The 21,982-nt window shown below is 40.3% G+C and carries 18 protein-coding genes, 4 tRNA genes and 1 pseudogene; all 23 read left to right on the top strand.

The features are described 5' to 3' along the window. Positions 1–32 precede the first annotated feature (32 nt). The 23 genes and pseudogenes from RCG21_RS02480 to RCG21_RS02370 all read left to right on the top strand — a co-directional run bounded on the left by RCG21_RS02480 (position 33) and on the right by RCG21_RS02370 (position 21,931). A pseudogene (locus RCG21_RS02480) lies at positions 33–2,037 on the top strand (molybdopterin-dependent oxidoreductase). Between the two features lie 133 nt (positions 2,038–2,170). Continuing rightward, positions 2,171–3,271, top strand: a complete 1,101-nt coding sequence (ychF, locus tag RCG21_RS02475) for a redox-regulated ATPase YchF (RefSeq protein WP_026573816.1) — start codon at positions 2,171–2,173, stop codon at positions 3,269–3,271. Between the two features lie 177 nt (positions 3,272–3,448). Continuing rightward, positions 3,449–3,736, top strand: a complete 288-nt coding sequence (gene rpsF, locus RCG21_RS02470) for a 30S ribosomal protein S6 (RefSeq protein ID WP_133332800.1) — start codon at positions 3,449–3,451, stop codon at positions 3,734–3,736. A 72-nt stretch (positions 3,737–3,808) separates the two neighbouring features. Further along, positions 3,809–4,324: a single-stranded DNA-binding protein gene (gene ssb / locus RCG21_RS02465; RefSeq protein WP_133332801.1), complete on the top strand. Its 516-nt coding sequence runs from the start codon at positions 3,809–3,811 to the stop codon at positions 4,322–4,324. Between the two features lie 47 nt (positions 4,325–4,371). Beyond that, a complete protein-coding gene (gene rpsR, locus RCG21_RS02460; RefSeq protein ID WP_007088219.1) occupies positions 4,372–4,611 on the top strand; it encodes a 30S ribosomal protein S18 in 240 nt (79 codons plus the stop codon). Positions 4,612–4,740: 129 nt separating this feature from the next. Continuing rightward, on the top strand, positions 4,741–5,628 hold the full coding sequence (gene galU, locus RCG21_RS02455) for a UTP--glucose-1-phosphate uridylyltransferase GalU (RefSeq protein WP_133332802.1): 888 nt from the start codon (positions 4,741–4,743) through the stop codon (positions 5,626–5,628). A gap of 118 nt (positions 5,629–5,746) precedes the next feature. Beyond that, complete coding sequence (locus tag RCG21_RS02450; RefSeq protein ID WP_133332803.1) at positions 5,747–6,688, top strand: YybS family protein; 942 nt, start codon at positions 5,747–5,749, stop codon at positions 6,686–6,688. A gap of 24 nt (positions 6,689–6,712) precedes the next feature. After that, positions 6,713–8,686 (top strand): DHH family phosphoesterase, encoded by a 1,974-nt coding sequence (locus RCG21_RS02445; protein WP_133332804.1) that lies wholly within the window; start codon positions 6,713–6,715, stop codon positions 8,684–8,686. Further along, positions 8,683–9,132, top strand: coding sequence for a 50S ribosomal protein L9 (gene rplI / locus RCG21_RS02440; protein WP_133332805.1), 450 nt, complete (start codon positions 8,683–8,685; stop codon positions 9,130–9,132). The genes RCG21_RS02445 and rplI overlap by 4 nt, the downstream gene beginning before the upstream one ends. Before the next feature lie 143 nt (positions 9,133–9,275). After that, a complete protein-coding gene (gene dnaB, locus RCG21_RS02435) occupies positions 9,276–10,631 on the top strand; it encodes a replicative DNA helicase (protein ID WP_133332806.1) in 1,356 nt (451 codons plus the stop codon). Positions 10,632–10,820: 189 nt separating this feature from the next. After that, positions 10,821–12,113: an adenylosuccinate synthase gene (locus RCG21_RS02430; RefSeq protein ID WP_133332807.1), complete on the top strand. Its 1,293-nt coding sequence runs from the start codon at positions 10,821–10,823 to the stop codon at positions 12,111–12,113. A gap of 283 nt (positions 12,114–12,396) precedes the next feature. Further along, positions 12,397–12,472 (top strand) — tRNA-Lys (locus RCG21_RS02425). 18 nt (positions 12,473–12,490) lie between these two features. Beyond that, positions 12,491–12,562: transfer RNA gene (locus tag RCG21_RS02420), tRNA-Glu, on the top strand. A gap of 69 nt (positions 12,563–12,631) precedes the next feature. Continuing rightward, positions 12,632–12,708: transfer RNA gene (locus tag RCG21_RS02415), tRNA-Asp, on the top strand. Positions 12,709–12,860: 152 nt separating this feature from the next. After that, a tRNA-Phe gene (locus RCG21_RS02410) sits at positions 12,861–12,933 on the top strand. A 240-nt stretch (positions 12,934–13,173) separates the two neighbouring features. Beyond that, complete coding sequence (locus tag RCG21_RS02405; RefSeq protein ID WP_308912876.1) at positions 13,174–14,610, top strand: peptidoglycan DD-metalloendopeptidase family protein; 1,437 nt, start codon at positions 13,174–13,176, stop codon at positions 14,608–14,610. Between the two features lie 157 nt (positions 14,611–14,767). Beyond that, positions 14,768–15,478: a response regulator YycF gene (gene yycF, locus RCG21_RS02400; RefSeq protein WP_026573807.1), complete on the top strand. Its 711-nt coding sequence runs from the start codon at positions 14,768–14,770 to the stop codon at positions 15,476–15,478. 8 nt (positions 15,479–15,486) lie between these two features. After that, on the top strand, positions 15,487–17,313 hold the full coding sequence (walK, locus tag RCG21_RS02395; RefSeq protein ID WP_133332809.1) for a cell wall metabolism sensor histidine kinase WalK: 1,827 nt from the start codon (positions 15,487–15,489) through the stop codon (positions 17,311–17,313). After that, positions 17,310–18,632 (top strand): YycH family regulatory protein, encoded by a 1,323-nt coding sequence (locus RCG21_RS02390; protein WP_308912875.1) that lies wholly within the window; start codon positions 17,310–17,312, stop codon positions 18,630–18,632. The genes walK and RCG21_RS02390 overlap by 4 nt, the downstream gene beginning before the upstream one ends. Continuing rightward, positions 18,619–19,413 (top strand): two-component system regulatory protein YycI, encoded by a 795-nt coding sequence (locus RCG21_RS02385; RefSeq protein WP_133332811.1) that lies wholly within the window; start codon positions 18,619–18,621, stop codon positions 19,411–19,413. Before RCG21_RS02390 ends, RCG21_RS02385 begins: the two co-directional genes overlap by 14 nt. 6 nt (positions 19,414–19,419) lie before the next feature. Then, positions 19,420–20,214 carry an exodeoxyribonuclease YycJ gene (yycJ, locus tag RCG21_RS02380; protein ID WP_026573803.1) on the top strand — a complete coding sequence of 265 codons (795 nt, stop codon included), beginning with the start codon at positions 19,420–19,422 and terminating at the stop codon, positions 20,212–20,214. Between the two features lie 192 nt (positions 20,215–20,406). Continuing rightward, positions 20,407–21,639 carry a S1C family serine protease gene (locus RCG21_RS02375; protein ID WP_133332812.1) on the top strand — a complete coding sequence of 411 codons (1,233 nt, stop codon included), beginning with the start codon at positions 20,407–20,409 and terminating at the stop codon, positions 21,637–21,639. Positions 21,640–21,706: 67 nt separating this feature from the next. Further along, on the top strand, positions 21,707–21,931 hold the full coding sequence (locus RCG21_RS02370; protein WP_308912874.1) for a CxxH/CxxC protein: 225 nt from the start codon (positions 21,707–21,709) through the stop codon (positions 21,929–21,931). The last annotated feature ends 51 nt before the right edge of the window (positions 21,932–21,982 follow it).

The raw sequence follows: 21,982 nt of genomic DNA, 5'->3' as shown, positions 1-21,982 counted from the left end.
TAAGATAAAGAGATAAATTGGGGGTGGATAGTTTGGCAAAAGTTTATCAATCGGCTTGTCCGTTGAATTGCTGGGATAGCTGCGGCTTCCATGTGACAATTGAAGAAAATAAAGTCATCAAGGTGGACGGAGACCCAGCCCATCCCATTACAAAAGGGAAAATTTGCGGGCGCGGAAGGATGCTGGAAACAAGGACAAACTCACCGCAGCGCTTATTATATCCCTTGAAAAAAATAAATGGTGAATTCCAACAGATTTCTTGGAAACAGGCACTTGATGAAATTTCAAATAAATTAAAGGATATTAAAGAGACCTATGGGTCTAAAGCTGTATTTCACAGCCATGATTACGCCAATAACGGGATTCTAAAGAACCTTGATCAACGATTTTTTAACTGCTATGGAGGAGTTACGGAAATTGTAGGTTCTCTGTTGGGGGGCAGGAATTGAAGCCCAGGGCTGGGATTTTGGTGAAGCATGGAGCCATGAACCCAATGATGTATTAAACAGTAAAAACATTGTCATTTGGGGCAGAAATGTCACACGCACCAATATGCATTTTTTTGAAAAATTGCAGGAAGCAAAAAAGCAGGGTGCGAAGGTATTTGTGATTGACCCAATTTATAACGCGACGGCAAAAATGGCCGATGAATATATTTCGATAAAGCCCGGAATGGATGGCCTCCTCGCTGCCGGTATTATGAAAGAAATCCTTAGATTAAGCTTAGAAGACCGCAAATTCATCGACAGTTTCACATATGGGTTTGATGATGTACTCGTGCTTCTTAATGGTATTACTTTAGAAAAACTAAGCAAAATGACCGAGGTACCAATCGAGGTGATGACCAGGTTAGCAAAGGTATTTGCGGATAAACCAACAGCTGTGTTTATGGGGCTTGGAATGCAAAGGTATGAAAATGGAGGTAATTCGGTTCGGTTAATTGATGCACTTGTCGCCATTAGCGGTAATATTGGAATAGCTGGAGGCGGTGCCAACTATGCGAATCGTCAAGTGGGTCAAAGCTTTGCCTTTGATGAACTGACCCTTGCTGACCGAAAACAACAGCACCGACAGTTTCCGATTATGAAGCAGGCGGAGGAAATTCTAACGGCAAAAAACCCCGCCATTCAAATGATTGTCGTTACCTGTGGGAATCCGTTGACACAGGTTCCGGATTCTAATACGGTTTCTAAAGCTTTTGCCTCTGTTCCAACACTTGTCGTGATTGAACAATTTATGACGGACACAGCTAAACTAGCGGATTATGTGTTACCGACAACAACTGTTTTTGAGGAAGAAGATTTTTATTATTCCTCTATGTACCATCATTACGTGAATTACGGTCCGAAGCTTGTTGACGCTCCCGGGGAAGCGAAGTCAGATCTGTGGATTTGGACCCAATTAGCTGAAAGACTCGGCTTCGGTGAGGAGTTCCATTTAACAAGGGATCAATTTTTTGCAATGGCCCTTAAACCTTTAGAAGAAAAAGGGATTACCATTGAAAAACTAAAGGAAGAACAAACAGTAGAACTGCCGGTCAAAATGATACCATGGCAGGATCGTAAATTTAAAACGCCTTCAGGTAAGTTTGAATTCACCTCGACCTTAGAGAGGTTAAAAGGTAATAGTGGCTTATTAAAGTTGTCCGTACCGGATGAGTCGAAATGGAGCAATCCAGATTTAGCTAATCGATATCCATATCAATTATTGACGATCCACCCATTGCGTTCCAATCATTCACAAAACTATCAGGTGTGGAAGCAAACACCAAAGTTGAAAGTAGAAGTGGCTCAAAATATTGCAACACACTTGCAGCTTGAGGAAGGAGATTATGTCCGGATTTGGAACGACCGTGGTGAAGTGAAAGGGTATGTTTCGATTTTACAAAAATCCCATCCAAATGTAATCAATATCGATGAAGGAATTTGGAAAGAATTTGGCGGGTCTGTTAATAATCTGACCTCCAGCAGACCATCCGATAATGAACTAGGAAGTACGCTGTATGATTGTCTCGTTAATATTGGAAAAATAAACTAACTGCTGCTATGCCTGCGGCAGTTTTTCTTGTCCTTGTTTTTTTGCCGGTAGTTGCCTATAATTGTTAGAGGCTTTTTAATTAATTTTGAACTAATTTTTTATTATAGATAACATTTTTTGAGGAGTGACATGAATGGCTTTAACAGCTGGTATCGTTGGATTGCCGAACGTTGGTAAATCCACTTTATTTAATGCGATCACACAGGCAGGAGCGGAATCGGCAAACTATCCTTTCTGCACAATTGATCCAAATGTCGGAATTGTTGAGGTTCCAGACCACCGCTTAACAAAATTAACAGAGTTAGTACAACCCAAAAAGACGGTTCCAACGGCATTTGAATTTACCGATATTGCCGGAATTGTAAAGGGTGCGAGCAAAGGTGAAGGCTTAGGTAACAAATTCCTTTCCCACATCCGTGAAGTTGATGCAATCTGTCAGGTAGTGCGCTGCTTTGCTGATGAAAATATTACCCACGTATCTGGAAAAGTGGATCCGATTTCGGATATTGAAACAATCAATTTAGAGTTAATCCTTGCCGATATGGAAAGCGTTGAAAAGCGGATCAGCCGGGTTGAGAAATTGGCCAAGCAAAAAGATAAGGATGCGGCAGCTGAATTTGAGGCTCTTTCCATGCTTCGTGAAGCTTTTGAAGCGGAAAAGCCAGCTCGTACCGTTGAATTTACGGAAGAACAAATGAAATTTGTTAAGCAATTGCATCTTCTTACCATTAAGCCTGTTCTTTATGTGGCGAACGTTGGGGAAGACGATGTTGCTGATCCATCTGAAAATGAATATGTTCAAAAGGTTCGTGAATTTGCCGCTGCTGACAATGCAGAAGTGATTGTGATTTGTGCCAAAATTGAAGAAGAAATTGCGGAGCTTGAAGGGGAAGAAAAGCAAATGTTCCTTGAAGAGCTTGGAATTGAAGAGTCCGGATTAGACCAGTTAATTCGTGCAGCTTACAGCCTGCTTGGCCTAGCTACTTATTTTACAGCAGGTGTTCAGGAGGTTCGGGCCTGGACATTTAGAAACGGCATGAAGGCACCACAATGTGCCGGAATTATCCACTCGGATTTTGAACGCGGCTTTATCCGTGCGGAAATAGTTGCATATGAAGACCTGTTAGCAGCTGGCAGCCATAACGCAGCAAAAGAAGCAGGAAAAGTCCGCTTAGAAGGTAAAGATTACGTAGTAAAAGACGGAGACGTTATCCACTTCCGTTTTAATGTATAATTGAAGCTTGAAAATTTGACCCCGCACCTTTTGGCGGGGTTTTGTCATTCCAAATTTGGACAAACTGTGAAGGCCGTTGCTTTTAATGGACAGCTATGCTATAATCTTAACTTGTGAGTAATGAATAATTGCTCCTTGCCCTATTAGGGCCGTTTAGACCAAAAGGAGGTGACTGTGATGAACAAGTACGAAGTTATGTACATCATCCGCCCAAATATTGAAGATGAGGCTAAAAAAGCTCTTGTTGAGCGTTTTAACACAATTCTTCTTGAAAATGGCGCGGAAACTGCTGAATCAAAAGATTGGGGTAAGCGCCGTCTTGCATACGAAATCAATGATTTCCGTGACGGATACTACCAAATCGTTAAAACAACATCTTCAGCTGATGCAGTTCAAGAATTTTCTCGTCTTGCAAAGATCAGCGAAGATATCATTCGTCATATCGTAATTAAAGAAGAAGCGTAAGATTGATTTATATATATTTCTGGTACAAATGTTTCACATGAAACATAACCGGGAGAAAAGGAGTTGATTCTGATGATGAATCGTGTCGTTCTTGTGGGCCGTTTAACAAAGGATCCTGATTTGCGTTATACGCCAAGTGGAGTTGCTGTTGCTACTTTTACCTTAGCTGTGAATCGTCAATTTTCAAATCAGTCAGGTGAACGTGAAGCGGACTTTATTAATTGTGTTGTTTGGCGTAAACCTGCTGAAAATGTGGCGAACTTCTTGAAAAAGGGCAGCCTCGCAGGTGTGGATGGTCGTATTCAAACTCGCAACTATGAAGGTCAAGACGGAAAACGTGTTTACGTTACTGAAATTGTAGCAGAGAGTGTTCAATTCCTTGAGCCTAGAAATGCATCAGGTGGCGGCAGCAACAGAAACGATAACGATCTCTATGGAGCTCCTCCAAGGGAACCGCAAGGAAATCCTTATGGCGGTGGCAATCAGAATCAACGTCAAAACAATAATCAAGGTTTTACACGTGTGGATGATGATCCGTTTGCAGGTAATGGTCAAATTGACATTTCTGATGACGATCTTCCATTCTAAAGTAAACCTTAAGGTATGACTAATAAAACATGAAGGAGGGAATTTTCATGGCAGGAGGACGCAAAGGCGGTCGTGCGAAACGCCGTAAGGTTTGTTATTTCACAGCAAACGGCATCACTCGCATCGATTATAAAGATGTAGATTTACTTAAAAAATTCATCTCTGAGCGTGGAAAAATTTTACCACGTCGTGTAACTGGTACTAGCGCTAAATATCAACGTAAATTAACAGTTGCCATCAAACGTGCACGTCAAATGGCATTACTACCATTCGTGGCTGGAGAATAATAATATGAAGGCAGCAGGGGTTTCCTCCCTGCTGCCTTTTTTAATGTCTAATTTCTTTAAGAAAATATTAATGAAACAATGCTATGATAGAATATAATCAGATAAAGCGCTGCGAAGGAGGAGAAAAAGTTGAAAGTACGAAAAGCCATTATTCCGGCTGCTGGTTTAGGGACGAGGTTTCTGCCGGCAACAAAAGCGCAGCCAAAGGAAATGCTGCCAATTGTAGATAAGCCAACACTTCAATATATAATTGAAGAAGCAGTAGCGTCAGGAATTGAAGAGATTTTAATTATTACCGGAAGAAATAAAAAATCGATTGAGGACCATTTTGATAAATCGGTAGAACTGGAGCTTGAATTAGAAGCAAGAGGTAAATTTGATTTGTTAGCTGAGGTTCGACGAATTTCTGAAATGGTCAATATTCATTATATCCGTCAAAAAGAACCAAAAGGACTTGGGCATGCGATTTATTGTGCTAAAAGCTTTATTGGCAATGAACCTTTTGCTGTCCTCCTTGGAGATGATATTGTCTACTCTGAAAAACCGTGTTTAAAGCAAATGATTGAAAAATATGAAGAGTATAAAACGACCATTCTGGGCGTCCAAGAAGTGGCTGCTGAAGATACCGACAAATACGGCATTATTGAAGGCAAAGAAATTGAAGAGCGAATTTACAAGGTTAAGGGTTTAGTAGAAAAACCTGCTTCAGATTCTGCTCCTTCAAACATTGCCATTTTAGGAAGATATATTATTAACCCGGCAATCTTTGAACTTTTAGAGAAGACGGAACCAGGGAAAGGCGGCGAAATTCAGTTAACCGATGCCCTAAAAGAGCTCGCCCAAAAAGAAGCGATGTATGCCTATGTCTTTGAGGGAAAAAGGTATGATGTGGGTGACAAGCAAGGATTCCTCCAGGCTACCGTTGAATTTGCCTTACGCAGAGATGACCTTCGGGAAGAATTTCTAAATTACTTAAAGAAAGAACTAAAGTATCAGGATTTACTAACGATTAAATAAAATCTTTGAAAAGGCCGGAGAAATCCAGCCCTTTTTTATTTATCTTGATTTATTGAATTGATTTGTTTTACTAGCTAAAATAAAAGGTAAAGGTTTGAGAAATATTAGGGGTGAAGAAGTGAAAAATGCTCGTATTTTAACAGAGGGTGCAATCCTTTTAGCAGCCTTTACCGTTCTATTGTTATTAACGATTTATGTACCATTGCTTGCCGTTATCATTAACTTTGTTTTACCGCTGCCTTTTATCATGTTTACAGCGAAGAATCAGATTAAGTTTACGGCAGCATTCTTTGTTGCAGCCCTTTTTATTTCCTTTATTGCCGGTTCTTTAATGGGCTTGTCAATAACGCTGATATATGGAACAACTGGCGCTGTTATGGGATATTTTATTCAAAAAAATAAAGGGCGGACAAGTATCTTAATTTCAGGCACACTTACCTTTATGATTGGTGCAGTCATCCTTTATGTAATTAGCGTTGCCTTTTTCCAGTTCGATCTGTTTCATGAGCTGCTGAAGGCCTTTAAACAGTCAACCATCCAATCACAGGAATTACTGAAATCAGGGATGACTGAAGAGCAATATAAAAAAATCGTAACCCAAAATGAGAACATGCTGGACATGCTTCAGGTCTTAGCCCCAAGTGTGTTAATCATGAGTTCGATTTTTTCCGTATTTGTTATCCAACTCCTTTGCTTTCCGATTGCTAAAAGGTTCGGCATTCCGACGCCAACATGGGGGAAATTCAGGGAGCTTTCTTTACCGAGAAGCCTGCTTTGGTACTATTTAATCGTACTGGCGGCAAATTTATTATCTCATCCTCAAAAGGGTACTTACTATTATGCTGCCTTAATCAATTTAACGTACATATTAGAATTGTTCATGGTGTTACAGGGATTTGCCTTTTTATATTTTCTTTTTTATCAAAGGAATATTTCAAAAGGTGTCCGTGTCGTCGTAACTATACTGGCGTTCATTCCAATTTTTCTTTCTATTATAAGAATTTTAGGTATAATTGATTTAGGTTTGGATTTAAGAAAGCGATTTGAGAAAAAAGAGTGATGACTACTGTTAGGAGCTGAAAAAATGCCTGCATTTTTGGAAAAACGTTCCATCCGTTATCCCTTTTACGGGTTAATAGCCGTTACAGTGGTGCTGCTCATAATCCTGTTTTTATATAATTGGATTCTAAGTTTGGCCGGGCTGTTATTGATGCTTTTTCCGTTATACTTTATGTTTGTCATTGACATTCGACAAAGAAAAGAAATAGAAGAGTATATCTCCACCCTATCGTATCGAGTGAAAAAAGTCGGCGAAGAGGCGTTGATGGAAATGCCGATTGGAATTATGCTCATTAATGAAGACTATTACATTGAGTGGGCTAATCCCTTCCTATCATCTTGTTTTGATGAAGATACACTAAATGGGCGCTCCCTTTATGATATTGCCGATGCACTCGTTCCGTTGGTAAAGCAGGAAGTTGAAACTGAAATTATTACTCTTCATGACCGGAAGTTCAGGGTTATCCACCGGCATGAAGAACGTCTTCTTTATTTCTTTGATGTAACAGAGCAAACAGAAATTGAGAAGAAATATCATGATGAGCGAACTGTGATTTCTGTTATCTTTTTGGACAATTACGATGATCTTACTCAGGGAATGGATGATCAGATGCGCGGCAGCATCAATAATTTAGTTACCTCGATTCTAAATAAATGGGCTCATGATAATGGGATATTCCTAAAAAGGATTTCTTCCGAACGGTTTATGGCTGTCTTTAATGAAAGTATTTTACATATCCTTGAAAAAGGAAAGTTTTCAATTCTTGATGAAGTAAGAGAAATGACCTCCAAGCATAATGTATCCTTTACCTTAAGTATTGGCGTAGGTGCTGGGGTCTCCTCCCTTCCTGAACTGGGGTCTCTAGCACAATCCAGCCTTGACCTGGCACTTGGAAGAGGCGGTGACCAAGCGGCCATCAAGCAGCCAAATGGGAAGGTGAAATTCTTTGGCGGCAAGACGAATCCGATTGAAAAACGAACGAGGGTTAGAGCTCGGGTGATTTCTCATGCATTGAAGGATTTGATTCTGGCTAGTGATAAAGTCATCATTATGGGGCATAAAAATCCTGATATGGACTCAATTGGTGCCTCAATCGGTATTTATAAAGTCGCACAGATGAATCAGAAAGATGCCTATATTGTCGTGAACACTCAGGCGTTAGAAACAGGTGTCAGCCGACTGATGGAGGAAATTCGTAACCATGAACGGCTTTCGTCCCGTTTTATCGGACCGGAAGAGTCATTGGAGATTGCAACGGATAAAACGCTTCTTGTGGTGGTTGACACCCATAAGCCTTCTCTTGTGATGGAAGAACGGCTGTTAAATAAAATCGATAATGTGGTGGTTATTGACCACCATCGCCGCGGGGAAGATTTTGTCCATAATCCAATTCTGGTCTATATGGAGCCATATGCCTCCTCTACCTCCGAGCTTGTGACGGAGTTTCTTGAATACCAGCCCAAGCAGGTCAAAATCGAAATGCTTGAGGCTACAGCATTACTGGCGGGAATCATTGTGGATACGAAGAGTTTCACCTTGAGAACAGGATCGCGAACCTTTGATGCAGCCTCTTACCTTCGGGCACACGGAGCAGATACTGTGCTTGTACAGAAGTTTTTACGAGAAAGCATCGAAACGTATGTTAAAAGGTCCAAGCTAATTGAATCGGTATCCTTTTACAGGGATGGAATCGCCATTGCTGCCGGGGAAGAAAATGAGATCAATGATCAGGTTCTTATCGCCCAAGCTGCCGACACATTATTAGCCATGGAAGGCGTCATAGCCTCCTTTGTGATTTCCAAACGGGGTGAAGGAACGATTGGGATTAGTGCCAGATCATTAGGAAATATAAATGTCCAAATTATTATGGAAATCATGCAGGGCGGCGGACATTTAACAAATGCGGCAACACAGTTGAACGGTGTTACAATAGAGGAAGCAGAAAAACAATTGAAGCTAGCAATTGATGAATATCTTGAAGGGAGTAAGAAGGAATGAGAGTAATCTTTTTGAAAGATGTAAAAGGAAAAGGTAATAAAGGGGACGTCAAGAATGTAGCCGATGGCTATGCACAAAACTTTTTAATTAAACAGGGGTTAGCGATTGAAGCAACACAAGCGAATGTTAGTACATTAGAAGGTCAAAAGAAAAAAGAAGCTAAGGTTGCTGCTGAAGAGCTGGCAGAAGCAAAAAGATTAAAAGAACAATTGGAAAAGGTAACGGTTGAATTAACCGCAAAGGCCGGCGAGGGCGGCAGACTGTTTGGTTCGATTACCTCCAAGCAAATTGCTGAGGAATTACAGAAAAGGCATGGAATTAAAATTGATAAACGCAAAATGGAATTGGGTGATGCAATTCGTACACTAGGCCATACAAAGGTACCTGTGAAGCTGCATCATGAAGTTTTGGCTACATTGGATGTTCATGTAAAAGAAGTAAACTAATTTTTGACAGTGCGAACTCATCCATAAACATGTTAGAATAGAAAACGTGATGAAATGTTGTGATCGGTTTTTTACTGGTCACTTTTTTCTTTGTAAGATAAAATATTGTAAAAATATCCTTCTCTAAATAGGAGGTTTAATAGATGAGTGATTTATTTGCAGATCGTCTTCCGCCACAAAATATTGAAGCTGAACAGGCTGTTCTTGGGGCAATATTTCTAGAGCCTGCTGCTTTAACCTTAGCATCAGAAATTTTAATTCCAGAAGACTTCTACCGTGCCTCCCACCAAAAAATCTTTAATGTCATGTTAAAACTTAATGACCTTGGAAAAGCTGTTGACTTAGTCACGGTTTCAGAGGACCTTGCTGCTTCTAAGCTTTTAGAGGATATTGGCGGGGTAAGTTATTTAAGTGAATTAGCTGGTTCGGTTCCAACGGCAGCTAATATCGAATATTATGCGAGGATCGTAGAAGAAAAATCATTGCTGCGCCGGTTGATTCGCACAGCTACGACGATTGCCTCTGATGGGTATTCACGTGAGGATGAAGTGGAAACACTATTAAGTGAAGCCGAGAAAAGTATTCTTGAAGTGGCCCAAAGAAAAAACGCGGGTGCTTTTCATAATATTAAGGATGTCCTTGTACGGACGTATGACAATATTGAAATCATGCATCAGCGCGCCGGTGAAATTACAGGGCTGGAGACAGGTTTCGTTGATCTTGATCAAATGACGGCAGGCTTCCAGCGAAATGATTTAATCATTGTCGGTGCCCGTCCGTCTGTAGGTAAAACGGCGTTTGCGCTAAATATAGCGCAAAACGTTGCCCATAAAACGGGTGAAAATATTGCGATTTTTAGTCTTGAGATGGGTGCAGAACAGCTGGTAATGCGTCTGCTTTGTGCGGAAGGGAATATTGATGCGCAACGGCTTCGTACCGGCTCCCTGACAGAGGATGACTGGGGTAAGCTGACAATGGCAATGGGCAGCTTGTCAAGCGCCGGGATTTTTATTGACGATACCCCAGGTGTCCGGGTTGGTGATATCCGTTCGAAGTGCCGCCGTTTAAAGCAGGAACATGGCTTGGGAATGATCCTGATTGATTACTTGCAGCTTATTTTAGGAAGTGGCCGCTCTGGCGAGAACCGTCAGCAAGAAGTATCGGAAATCTCGCGTTCCTTAAAGCAGCTTGCTCGTGAGCTTCAAGTTCCGGTCATTGCCCTTTCTCAGTTATCCCGTGGTGTCGAACAGCGCCAGGATAAACGTCCGATGATGTCTGATATCCGTGAATCAGGAAGTATCGAGCAGGATGCCGATATCGTTGCCTTCTTGTATCGTGATGATTACTATGATAAAGAATCAGAGAATAAGAATATCATTGAAATCATTATTGCCAAGCAGCGTAACGGCCCGACTGGAACCGTACAATTAGCCTTTGTAAAAGAATACAATAAGTTCGTAAACCTGGAGACACGCTATAATGATCCGCCAGGTGCGTAATATATGGTTAGCCTTTTTATGGGGCTAGCCTTTTTATTTTTTACTAGATTACTATTTTATTACGAACATATTTTATTAAGTATATATAAAATGTTCGTGTTTCGTTTGATTTTTCCTCGGTAAATTGTTAAACTGTGTGATGGGATAAATAAAATAATTAATGGTAGTAAATATTCGGAGGTGCCTTACATGTCATCAGTAGTAGTTGTTGGTACACAATGGGGAGACGAAGGAAAAGGGAAAATTACCGATTTCCTTTCTGAAAATGCAGAAGTAATTGCTCGTTATCAAGGTGGAAATAATGCTGGTCATACGATCCAATTTAATGGCGAAACCTACAAATTGCACTTAATTCCATCCGGGATATTTTCAAAAGAAAAAATTAGCGTGATTGGTAATGGGATGGTTGTTGACCCAAAAGCCCTTGTGACTGAACTTGCTTACTTACATGAAAGAGGGATTGCAACCGATAATCTTCGCATCAGTAACCGTGCGCATGTCATTCTTCCTTATCATATTAAATTGGATGAAGTGGAAGAAGCCAGCAAAGGCGATAATAAAATTGGAACAACGAAAAAGGGAATTGGCCCTGCTTATATGGATAAGGCTGCACGTGTGGGTATTCGGATTGCTGATCTTCTCGACCGTGAGGTTTTTGAAGAAAAGCTTGAGAGAAACCTTGCAGAAAAGAACCGCTTATTTGAAAAGATCTATGAAACAGAAGGATTCACAAAAGAAGAAATCCTTGATGAATACTATGAATATGGACAACAGTTTAAACAATACGTCTGCGATACTTCTGTTGTGCTAAATGATGCATTGGATGAAGGCCGCCGTGTTCTTTTTGAAGGTGCTCAAGGTGTTATGCTTGATATTGACCAAGGAACATACCCGTTTGTTACCTCTTCAAACCCTGTTGCAGGTGGAGTAACGATTGGTTCCGGCGTTGGCCCGTCTAAAATTACTCACGTAGTGGGGGTATGTAAAGCATATACTTCTCGTGTTGGTGATGGTCCTTTCCCAACAGAATTATTTGATGAAATCGGTAACCAAATCCGTGAAGTCGGCCGTGAATACGGTACGACAACAGGACGTCCACGCCGTGTAGGTTGGTTTGACAGTGTTGTTGTTCGTCACGCTCGCCGTGTCAGCGGTTTAACTGATTTGTCGCTAAACTCCATCGATGTGTTAACAGGCATTGAAACATTAAAAATTTGTACGGCTTATCGATATAAGGATGAGTTAATTACCGAATATCCTGCAAGCTTAAAAGTATTGGCACAATGTGAGCCGGTATATGAAGAATTACCAGGCTGGACAGAGGACATTACAGGCTGCAAATCATTAGATGAACTTCCTGCCAATGCCCGCCACTATGTTGAGCGTGTAACGCAGCTAACAGGAATTCCTTTATCAACTTTCTCTGTGGGCCCAGATCGTAATCAAACAAATATTGTCCGCAGCCCTTGGAGACAAATCTAAAATGGTTATGAAAAGTCCTCCTCTTTAGGGGGACTTTTCAATTTTATAAAATTTTTTTAAAAAAAGTATTGCTTATTTTATAGAGTACATGATATTATAAAAAGCGTCGTCACGAAAGGTAACAACCCGATATTATAAATTAGTTTGAGCCATTAGCTCAGTTGGTAGAGCAGATTGCTTACATCATTCGAATTAGCTTCTGCGGCAATCTGCGAGAAAGAACGAAAGTTCTTTTGAGCATCTGACTTAAACTAGTATTTGTTTAGGGGACAAGCCCAAATACGAGCCATTAGCTCAGTTGGTAGAGCATCTGACTTTTAATCAGAGGGTCGAAGGTTCGAGTCCTTCATGGCTCACCATTCTATAATTTTTTATATGGCCCCTTGGTCAAGCGGTTAAGACACCGCCCTTTCACGGCGGTAACACGGGTTCGAATCCCGTAGGGGTCATTGGCATTTAGTGGTCAGTGAGTGACTGGCAAGGACGGTTTCCTTGCTGACTGCTATTAATATAAAATTGGTCCGGTAGTTCAGTTGGTTAGAATGCCTGCCTGTCACGCAGGAGGTCGCGGGTTCGAGTCCCGTCCGGACCGCCATATTATTTCCTCAGTAGCTCAGTCGGTAGAGCACGATCGAATAAGCTATTTTGAATCAGCATCAGCGCACCCATCGTACTGCTGCTTGAATAAGCGTTCTGAGATGGGGACGAAGGACTACAGCTATTTTGTTGTAGGGATAATATTAATATGGCTCAGTAGCTCAGTCGGTAGAGCAAAGGACTGAAAATCCTTGTGTCGGCGGTTCGATTCCGTCCTGAGCCATCCCAAAGAAGTTTGCGAAAGCAAGCTTCTTTTTTATTCCCCAAAAAGTAAAAATGTTCCTAACTACTACACACCCTATGTAGAAAAATGTCAGCAATTATACAATTTTGTTACATTACCAAGAAGAATCTCCTTTTTTACCTATATTATGGTAAGGTAAAGAAGTCGAAATTTGTAAGAAAATTTTTATTGATAAATAAATTTAAATAGTGATTGTTTTTGTGATTTAGGGGGTATTACATGTTTCATCTCAATAAAAAATTCCGAATACTTAAAATGGCTGCGATATCAGCTATTGTTACATCCTCTTTGCTCCTTGCAAATGGGTCCAATACTTTTGCCGATTCCTCAAATTTAACAACCATACACTACGTATACCTAAACAATACATATATTGGTACAGTTTCAGACCAATCAATCATTGAAAAATCCATTTCGGAAAAAATAAAGGACTTGAAGAAAACCTACAAGGACCTTGATTTAAAAATCAATCCGCAAATTGAGTACATATCTGAAGAAGTTTTCCATTCAACGGCAAACGATCAAGAGACCATTAGCAATCTTGAAAATAGCAATCTATTACAGGCCGATTCCGCTGTAATTTTAGTAGAAGGAACACCAGTGGCCTATTTAGACAGCACCAAAGCGGCTAAAAATGTCATCGAAAAGCTTAAACTACAATATGTATCAAAGGATCAATTGAAAAAGTTAGAGAAAAAAAAAGCTTCAAGGAAGGCCTCTCTTTCTCCATTAAAGCAAAATGAAACTCGGTTACTCGATGTACACTTTGCCGAGAATGTCTCCATTCATGCAGAAAAGGCAGCACCGGAAAAAGTGTTAACTGCGAAAAAGGCAGTTACCTTTTTGCAAAAGGGGAACGTTGAAGAAAAAAAGTATGAAGTTAAAAAAGGCGATGTCCTTGGTTCGATTGCCAATGACCATAAGCTAAAGCTTGAAGATCTTTTAGCCCTAAATCCAAAGCTGCAAGACGATTCTGTATTAAAAATAGGTCAAAGGGTGGACATCACTGTACCCAAGCCTTATATAAATGTGGTGGTTGAAAAAGAAATAAATAAGAAGGAAACCATTCCATATAAGAGTGAAGTTGTTACCTCCTCCTCTCTGCCTAAAGGGGAAACGAAGGAAAGACAAAAAGGTAAAAAAGGTTCACGAGCTGTAACGTATCAAATCTTATTAAAAAATGGAAAGCCCCTTAAAAAAGCGGTTATTGAACAAAAGGTTCTCCAAAAACCAGTAAAGCATATTGTTGTAAAAGGGACAAAGGTAATCCCTTCCCGCGGCGAGGGCAGTTTCGCCTGGCCAACCGTTGGGGGCTATATTTCCAGCAAGGTGGGATATAGATGGGGACGCATGCATAAAGGGATTGACATTGCCCGTCCTAGCAATCGAACCATTAAAGCGGCAGATAATGGTGTAGTTATTTTCGCAGGCATCGATGGAAGTTTCGGAAATAAAATTGAAATTGATCATCGTAATGGCTTTCATACCATTTACGCGCATATGTCCTCCCTTAAGGTAAGCGCAGGTCAAACGATTGAAAAGGGCCAAGCAATCGGCATAATGGGGGCAACAGGCGATGCAACAGGGGTCCACCTGCATTTTGAAGTATATAAAAATGGTGCATTAGAAAATCCTCTATCTTATTTAAGAAGATAAATTGAGAAATGGTCTCTAGTGGTCTAGAGGCTTTTTCTATTTTTGCCATTAATGATGGCATTTGTAGCAAATACTACTAATAGATGATTTAAAACGGATTACATGATAAAGTAAAATAGAGTATATATGACTTTATTTAGATAAAGGAGCAATGGGTATGGAGAAAAAAATTCTAGTCGTGGATGATGAAAAGCCGATTGCGGATATTCTACAATTCAACTTAAAAAAGGAAGGCTACAATGTCTATTGTGCCTATGATGGTAATGAAGCAATTAAAATGGTCGAGGAAATCCAGCCGGATTTAATTCTTCTTGATATTATGATTCCTCAAAAAGATGGTATGGAAGTCTGCCGGGAAGTCCGCAAAAAATATGAAATGCCGATCATCATGCTGACAGCTAAGGACTCGGAAATTGATAAGGTACTTGGGCTTGAGCTTGGTGCGGATGATTATGTAACAAAACCTTTTAGCACAAGGGAACTAATTGCCCGTGTAAAAGCAAATTTACGCCGGCATCAGCAGTTTAACACGCCGTCGGAGGAAGAATCCGAAACAAATGAAATTGAAATTGGCTCGTTGGTGATTCATCCTGATGCCTATGTTGTTTCGAAACGCGGCGAAACCATTGAGCTGACACATCGTGAATTTGAACTGCTCTATTATTTGGCTCAGCATATTGGCCAGGTAATGACAAGAGAACATTTATTACAAACCGTTTGGGGTTACGATTATTATGGCGATGTTCGAACCGTTGACGTAACTGTCCGGCGCTTGCGGGAAAAAATTGAGGATAGCCCAAGCCATCCAACTTGGATCGTGACGCGAAGAGGAGTTGGATATTATTTGCGCAATCCTGAACAGGAGTAATGGCCTTCATGAGAAAGGTTGGTTTCTTTCGATCTATAAATGTTAAATTTGTCATCATCTATGTGCTGTTGATTTTAGTTGCGATGCAAATTATTGGTGTTTATTTTGTGAAGCAATTAGAAGAAACACTAAGGACCAACTTCCAAACCTCTTTAACAGAGCGTGTCAATTTGCTTGCTTATAATATTGTTGAAGAAATGGAAAAGGAACGGACACCTGAGGACCCAACACTTGAAGAAGATATAAAAAAAATCCTCAGGGACTTCTCAGCAGTGGATATATCAGAGGTGCGTGTCATTGATGGGCGGTCGATGAAAATTCTTGGGACCTCTGACCCCAATAATCAGGGGGTCGTCGGTCAGCGTTCGACAGAGCTTCGGGTGAAACAAACCCTCACATTAGAAGAGGAACAAAGCAGTATTTTAATTGATCCGCAATCAGGGCACAGAATTTGGGTCCTCTCGAAGCCGATTAAATCGGGAAAAAAAGTGATTGGAGCCATTTATCTTGTTGCGAAAATTGAAAATGTCTTTGAACAAATGAAGACAATCAATGGCATTTTTGCAACGGGGACTGGTATTGCCTTAGCGATTACCGCTGTTTTAGGGGTTTTACTGGCTCAGACCATTACACGGCCAATTTCAGATTTGAAGAAGCAAGCCATAGCCATGACTAAAGGGAATTTCTCACGAAAGGTTAAAGTGTACGGAAATGATGAAATTGGTACATTAGCGATGACCTTTAATAATTTAACGAAGAAACTCCAAGAAGCTCAGGCGATGACTGAAGGTGAACGCAGGAAGCTCTCCACCGTTTTATCGTATATGACAGATGGAGTAATCGCGACAGACCGGAAAGGACGGGTAATTTTAATCAATGAACCAGCAGCCGAGATGTTGGATGTTTCACGTGAAACAGTTCTTTCGCAGCCGATTGTATCACTTTTAGGGTTAAGTGACACGAATACCTTTGAAGATCTGCTTGAGGAAAAGGATTCGTTAATTTTGGATTATAGTACAAAAACAAAGCCCTATATCCTTCGGGCAAATTTCTCAGTGATTCAAAAAGAGACAGGCTTTGTTAATGGATTAATTGCTGTACTGCATGATATCACAGAACAAGAAAAAATTAATACAGAGCGAAGGGAATTTGTGGCGAATGTGTCGCATGAGTTAAGAACTCCGCTTACAACGATGCGTAGTTACCTTGAGGCATTGGCGGATGGGGCATGGAAGGATGAGGAGATTGCCCCGAACTTCTTAGAGGTTACACGAACGGAAACTGAAAGAATGATTCGGCTTGTGAACGATCTTCTCACTTTATCGAAAATGGATAGCACGGATTATATGCTTTCTCCTGAGTGGGTAAATTTTGTAAGCTTCTTCCACAGCATCATCGATCGCTTTGAAATGTCGAAGGAACAAAATGTCACCTTTAAAAGGATGCTTCCATCTAATCCAATTTTCGTGGAAATCGACGAGGATAAATTAACACAAGTACTCTATAACATTATTTCCAATGCTCTAAAGTATTCCCCTGAAGGCGGACAAGTCACGTTTTCCATTCAGGAGGAAGAAGGTAGAATTATTGTGAGCATATCCGACCAAGGGATGGGGATTCCGAAAGAAAATATCGGGAGGATATTTGATCGTTTTTATCGTGTTGATAAAGCAAGAACCCGAAAATTGGGCGGTACCGGTTTGGGCCTTGCCATTGCAAAGGAAATTATTAATGCACATGGCGGGGGAATTTGGGCGACCAGCCAAGAAGGAAAAGGAACGGTTATCTCTTTTTCACTACCGTACGATGGGTCCGAAGAGGATGAGTGGTCATGAGATACGAAAATATAAAGTCTGTTATTTTAACGCTTTTGATCTTAATTAGCATTGTGTTAACTTGGAATTTATGGACATATCAGCCCAATTATGAAACGATGAAAAATGCGAATACGGTTGAGGAAGTATCGTTAAGTGAGAAGCAGGAAGTTCAAAAAATCCTAAGACCCGATCAAATTTTATATCATATCAGCGGTCATCATTATGGGACCTCTAACACAGATGAACTAGAGGAAATCATGAAACAGTTAGGTCAGTGGACCTTTTTAGATGTTGGAAATTATACGGAAAAGGCAGGAAATATAAATAATCTCGTTCATGGAAATGGCAAGACAGAAATTATTTTTCCTGGAGAGATTCCGATCGCCTTATACCGGAGCGTTCTTAATTTTGAAGGGCGTAAAATTCCATCCTTTAACTTTGATCGAATTGTAATTAATGTGGAAAATTCCAGCAAGGACTTCGGAACTGTTTACTTTGTTTCTTCAGAACATCAACAGGTGTTTATCAGTCATATTTCATCTGCATTATTGAAGGGATTTCAGAAGGACTTTTATAAAAAGGCAGTGAATTTACCGAGGTATTTTGCCTATAAGCCTACAGCAAAACGGACGATTTTTTTACCTGAAAGTGAAACGGAAATGATGGAGTATCGTTATTTACCAATCACTCTTGATTCCAATGAATTTAAAGAGGCATTGTTCAGCGACCCAAGCTTTGTGCAAAAAAGCATGCTTCCGCACGGTGAAGAATACACGAATGATTCAAGTAAAATGAATGTCTATTATGACAGCAATATGCTGGTATATGTAAATCCGACAGTAGAAAGCGAATATACGTCCAATTCCTATGATTTAGTAAAAAAGAGCATTGATTTTGTGAATGAACATGGCGGCTGGACGGATCCTTATCGTTATGTTTCAAAGGATGATTATGAACAATCCGTCGTCTTTCGGTTATACAGTATGGACGGATATCCTGTCCATAATGATCAGGGTGCATCAGAAATTAAGGAAGTTTGGGGAAAAAATGAAATTATGAAATATATAAGACCGAATATTTCCCTGGATTTGCCGCTTCGTTCTGAAACGAAGAAAATGATTCTTCCTTCCGGACGAGAAGCATTAAAGTTTTTAGAAGACAGGAAGAATTTTAATCCTGAATTATTGAAAAAGATTGAGCTGGGATACCGGATGGAACGGGATTCAAAGGAAAACAAAATAATCCTCTTAGAACCTGCCTGGTTTTATCAATATGATGATACTTGGGTGCAGATCACGATGGAAGACCAGGGAGGATTCAAGCATGGATTGGAGTAAAATAAAAACCATTTTTATTATAACCTTCCTAATTTTGGATGTTTATCTGCTCTTTCAATTCTTGAAAATCCGTGATGCGAACAAATATGAATTAATTACGGAAGCAACCTTTGAGGAAAAACTAAAGGCTGATGAAATTAAATATGGGGATTTGCCGAAAGCACCCATAAAGGCTCAATATTACAGTGCAAAGCCAAAGAAATTCAAGAAGAGTGATTTAAATCGTTTAGACGGAGAAGCCGCTGTTCTAAAGGATGAGACGACGATCCAGGCGAAACTCGAAAAACCATTAAAGCTGAGCTCAAAATTTGAACCAGCTGATCTTTCTGCTTTTTTAAAAAGCGATGTTCTTTACGGGGACCAGTATCAATTTTGGGAAGAAAATGATAAACAAAAAACGATTACCTATTTCCAACAATATGATAGTTACCCTTTATATCATAATATTAATGGTATGATTACGTTTCATTTGAATAAAGACAATCAAATTGTCTCCTACGAGCAGACTTATTTGGAGGGAATCGAAAAACTTACGGCTAAAGAGGAAATCCTCCCTCCTTTAAAGGCAATCGAAACCCTGCATCAAAAAGGGATTCTTAAACCAAAGAGTACGATTACAAAGGTTGAACTGGGATATTCCACCTTAATACAGCTTGCGGCCTCTCAAGTGCTGGCACCGACATGGCGCTTTGTTGTCGATGATAAAGAGAGCCTGTTTGTAAATGCATTTGAAGGACAGATTATTCAATTTAACAGCGACGAAAAAAATGTAGTGGAGTGAAATAGAATGTCATTGCGTTATAGCATATTAGCGAGTGGAAGTACGGGGAATGCACTATATGTTGAGTCCGATGAACATTCCTTTTTGGTAGATGCCGGGTTTAGCGGAAAACAGATGGAAAGCCTATTTGGGCAAATTGACCGGGATATAAGTAAACTTTCAGGGATATTTGTTACCCATGAGCACAGTGACCATATTAAGGGAGTCGGTGTCCTTGCACGTAAATATAAGCTCCCTGTTTACGCAAATGAAAAAACCTGGCGGGCAATGGATGGTTTAGTAGGAGAGATTCCAACTGAGCAAAAATTTGTGTTTAACATGGAAACGGTAAAAAGCTTTGGGGCCGTAGAGATTGAATCCTTTGGTGTTTCACATGATGCAGCAGAACCAATGTTTTACGTTTTTCACCATTCCGATAAAAAGCTTGTGTTGATTACAGATACAGGTTATGTCAGTGACCGGATGAAGGGAATTATCACGAATGCTGATGCGTATATATTTGAATCCAATCATGATGTACAAATGCTGCGGATGGGCAGATATCCTTGGAATATTAAGCGGAGGATTTTAAGCGATGTCGGCCATGTCTCCAATGAAGATGCAGCGGTGGCAATGAGTGAAGTGATTGGTGATAAGACGCGCAGGGTCTATCTTGCTCATTTAAGCCTTGATAATAACATGAAGGATTTAGCGCGGATGTCCGTGTCGCAAACATTACAAGGCCGCGGTTTGATTGTTGGGGAGCAGTTTGAACTTTATGATACCGACCCGAAAACCCCTACCACTTTAACTGCCGTATAGAATAGTTAATTAACAAGAGAGCGAGGCAACCCTCGCTCTTTTTGTGTAGAGATTAAGTCTAAAATGTGTCTAATAATGGAAAAATACTGTAAGAAATTGCATTTTTTTATAAATCGCTGTTTAGAAGAGTATAATTGTACATATAAGCCAAAATAAACGATAGCAGCTTTTCGAAAGAGAGGGAATCGGTAAATGGGTTATTATGATGATCATTCAAATGGACGTTATCGAGAAAAAAGAGGCAGAGGCGGCTTTTTCTTCTCCAGTTTGATTGGAGCGGTTATAGGAGCTGTTTTGGTAGTTATGTTCATTCCGAACTTAGCAAATTCGGGCGTTCTTCCCTACGATATTCAACCTAAAAATCAGGTTTCAACAGAAACAGGCACTAATAACCAACAAGGTTTTGTACAGCAAAATGTGTCCTATAATGTGACCACCAATACAACCAAGGCCGTTGATCAAGCAGGTCCGGCAGTTGTAGGAATTACCAATATTCAATCGACTCAATTTTGGTCTGACAATGGGAAAAAGTCAGAAGAAGCAGCTGGGACCGGCTCAGGTGTCATTTATAAAAAGGCTGGAAATAAAGCTTTTGTCGTCACGAATCACCACGTGGTGGAAGGGGCTACAAAACTTGAAGTGAGTCTTACAGACGGGACCAAAATCCCTGCAGACCTTCTGGGCAGTGATATTTGGACAGATTTAGCCGTTCTTGAAATTGACGCCACCCATGTTAAAAAAATTGCTCAATTCGGAAATTCCGATGAATTAAAAATGGGCGAACCGGTTATTGCGATTGGGAACCCGCTTGGTCCTACCTTCTCCGGTTCTGTGACACAGGGAATTGTTTCAGGATTAAAACGGACAATCCCGGTAGATATCAATCAGGATGGGATTATTGATTGGCAGGCAGAGGTTTTACAAACAGATGCCGCCATCAACCCTGGTAATAGCGGCGGTGCCTTAGTCAATATTGGCGGTCAAGTGGTTGGAATCAATTCGATGAAAATATCTCAAGAGGCAGTTGAAGGAATTGGTTTATCGATTCCGATTAATTCCGCAAAACCAATTATCAATGATTTAGAGCAGTATGGAAGTGTAAAACGGCCATATATGGGTGTTGATTTAAAATCCGTTTCTGAAATTCCAGCTTACTATCAAGAGGAAGCCCTCAAATTGCCGAGGAATGTAAACTATGGTGTAGCCCTTCGTGAGGTTGTACCAAATTCTCCTGCCGATCAGGCAGGCCTAAAGGAACTAGATGTCATTGTAGAAATGGATGGAAAGAAGATAAATGATGTCTTAGACTTGAGGAAACATTTGTATCAAAGTAAGAAGATTGGTGAGCAAATGAAAATTAAGTTTTACCGAAGTGGGAAATTAGACGAAACAACGTTAAAACTGGTCAGTGATAAAACACAGTAAGTTGTAAGGCAGGAGGTGAAGGACCACCCTCCTGCTTTATTTTGTGGTAACATGGATGAGGTTCAGTATGACTGATTGGTTTAAAGTAAAAAATAAGGTAAGAGAAAATATTTTTCAAAGGGTGAAGTTAGAGATGATTTATTGCTGCGAGGAACATGTGGATATTGCATTGGATACGGTTGTGAACGAACATGAAACATTTCCGTTATTAACAAAACTGGATGTGGATAATTTATCAACAAGCTGTGAATATTGTCGAAATAGCGCTGTATATATAGTGGCGAACAAGTGATTCCATACAAGATGTGGATAAAAATTGTGTATATGTGGATAACTTCTGTGG

The sequence above is a fragment of the Bacillus salipaludis genome, assembly GCF_030938565.1.
Taxonomy (GTDB): Bacteria; Bacillota; Bacilli; order Bacillales; family Cytobacillaceae; genus Neobacillus; species Neobacillus salipaludis_A.
The sequence above is the reverse complement of the archived record's forward strand: the minus strand, read 5'-3'. Positions and strand labels throughout refer to the sequence as shown.

What these genes read in the sequence shown, in the direction of transcription:
- RCG21_RS02390 (WP_308912875.1), top strand. Translation starts at nt 17,310, where the DNA reads ATGAGATACGAAAATATAAAGTCTGTTATTTTAACGCTTTTGATCTTA.
- ssb (WP_133332801.1), top strand. Translation starts at nt 3,809, where the DNA reads ATGATGAATCGTGTCGTTCTTGTGGGCCGTTTAACAAAGGATCCTGAT.
- rpsF (WP_133332800.1), top strand. Translation starts at nt 3,449, where the DNA reads ATGAACAAGTACGAAGTTATGTACATCATCCGCCCAAATATTGAAGAT.
- yycF (WP_026573807.1), top strand. Translation starts at nt 14,768, where the DNA reads ATGGAGAAAAAAATTCTAGTCGTGGATGATGAAAAGCCGATTGCGGAT.
- RCG21_RS02430 (WP_133332807.1), top strand. Translation starts at nt 10,821, where the DNA reads ATGTCATCAGTAGTAGTTGTTGGTACACAATGGGGAGACGAAGGAAAA.
- ychF (WP_026573816.1), top strand. Translation starts at nt 2,171, where the DNA reads ATGGCTTTAACAGCTGGTATCGTTGGATTGCCGAACGTTGGTAAATCC.
- RCG21_RS02370 (WP_308912874.1), top strand. Translation starts at nt 21,707, where the DNA reads ATGACTGATTGGTTTAAAGTAAAAAATAAGGTAAGAGAAAATATTTTT.
- RCG21_RS02385 (WP_133332811.1), top strand. Translation starts at nt 18,619, where the DNA reads ATGGATTGGAGTAAAATAAAAACCATTTTTATTATAACCTTCCTAATT.
- RCG21_RS02375 (WP_133332812.1), top strand. Translation starts at nt 20,407, where the DNA reads ATGGGTTATTATGATGATCATTCAAATGGACGTTATCGAGAAAAAAGA.
- rplI (WP_133332805.1), top strand. Translation starts at nt 8,683, where the DNA reads ATGAGAGTAATCTTTTTGAAAGATGTAAAAGGAAAAGGTAATAAAGGG.
- rpsR (WP_007088219.1), top strand. Translation starts at nt 4,372, where the DNA reads ATGGCAGGAGGACGCAAAGGCGGTCGTGCGAAACGCCGTAAGGTTTGT.
- RCG21_RS02405 (WP_308912876.1), top strand. Translation starts at nt 13,174, where the DNA reads ATGTTTCATCTCAATAAAAAATTCCGAATACTTAAAATGGCTGCGATA.
- yycJ (WP_026573803.1), top strand. Translation starts at nt 19,420, where the DNA reads ATGTCATTGCGTTATAGCATATTAGCGAGTGGAAGTACGGGGAATGCA.
- walK (WP_133332809.1), top strand. Translation starts at nt 15,487, where the DNA reads ATGAGAAAGGTTGGTTTCTTTCGATCTATAAATGTTAAATTTGTCATC.
- dnaB (WP_133332806.1), top strand. Translation starts at nt 9,276, where the DNA reads ATGAGTGATTTATTTGCAGATCGTCTTCCGCCACAAAATATTGAAGCT.
- RCG21_RS02445 (WP_133332804.1), top strand. Translation starts at nt 6,713, where the DNA reads ATGCCTGCATTTTTGGAAAAACGTTCCATCCGTTATCCCTTTTACGGG.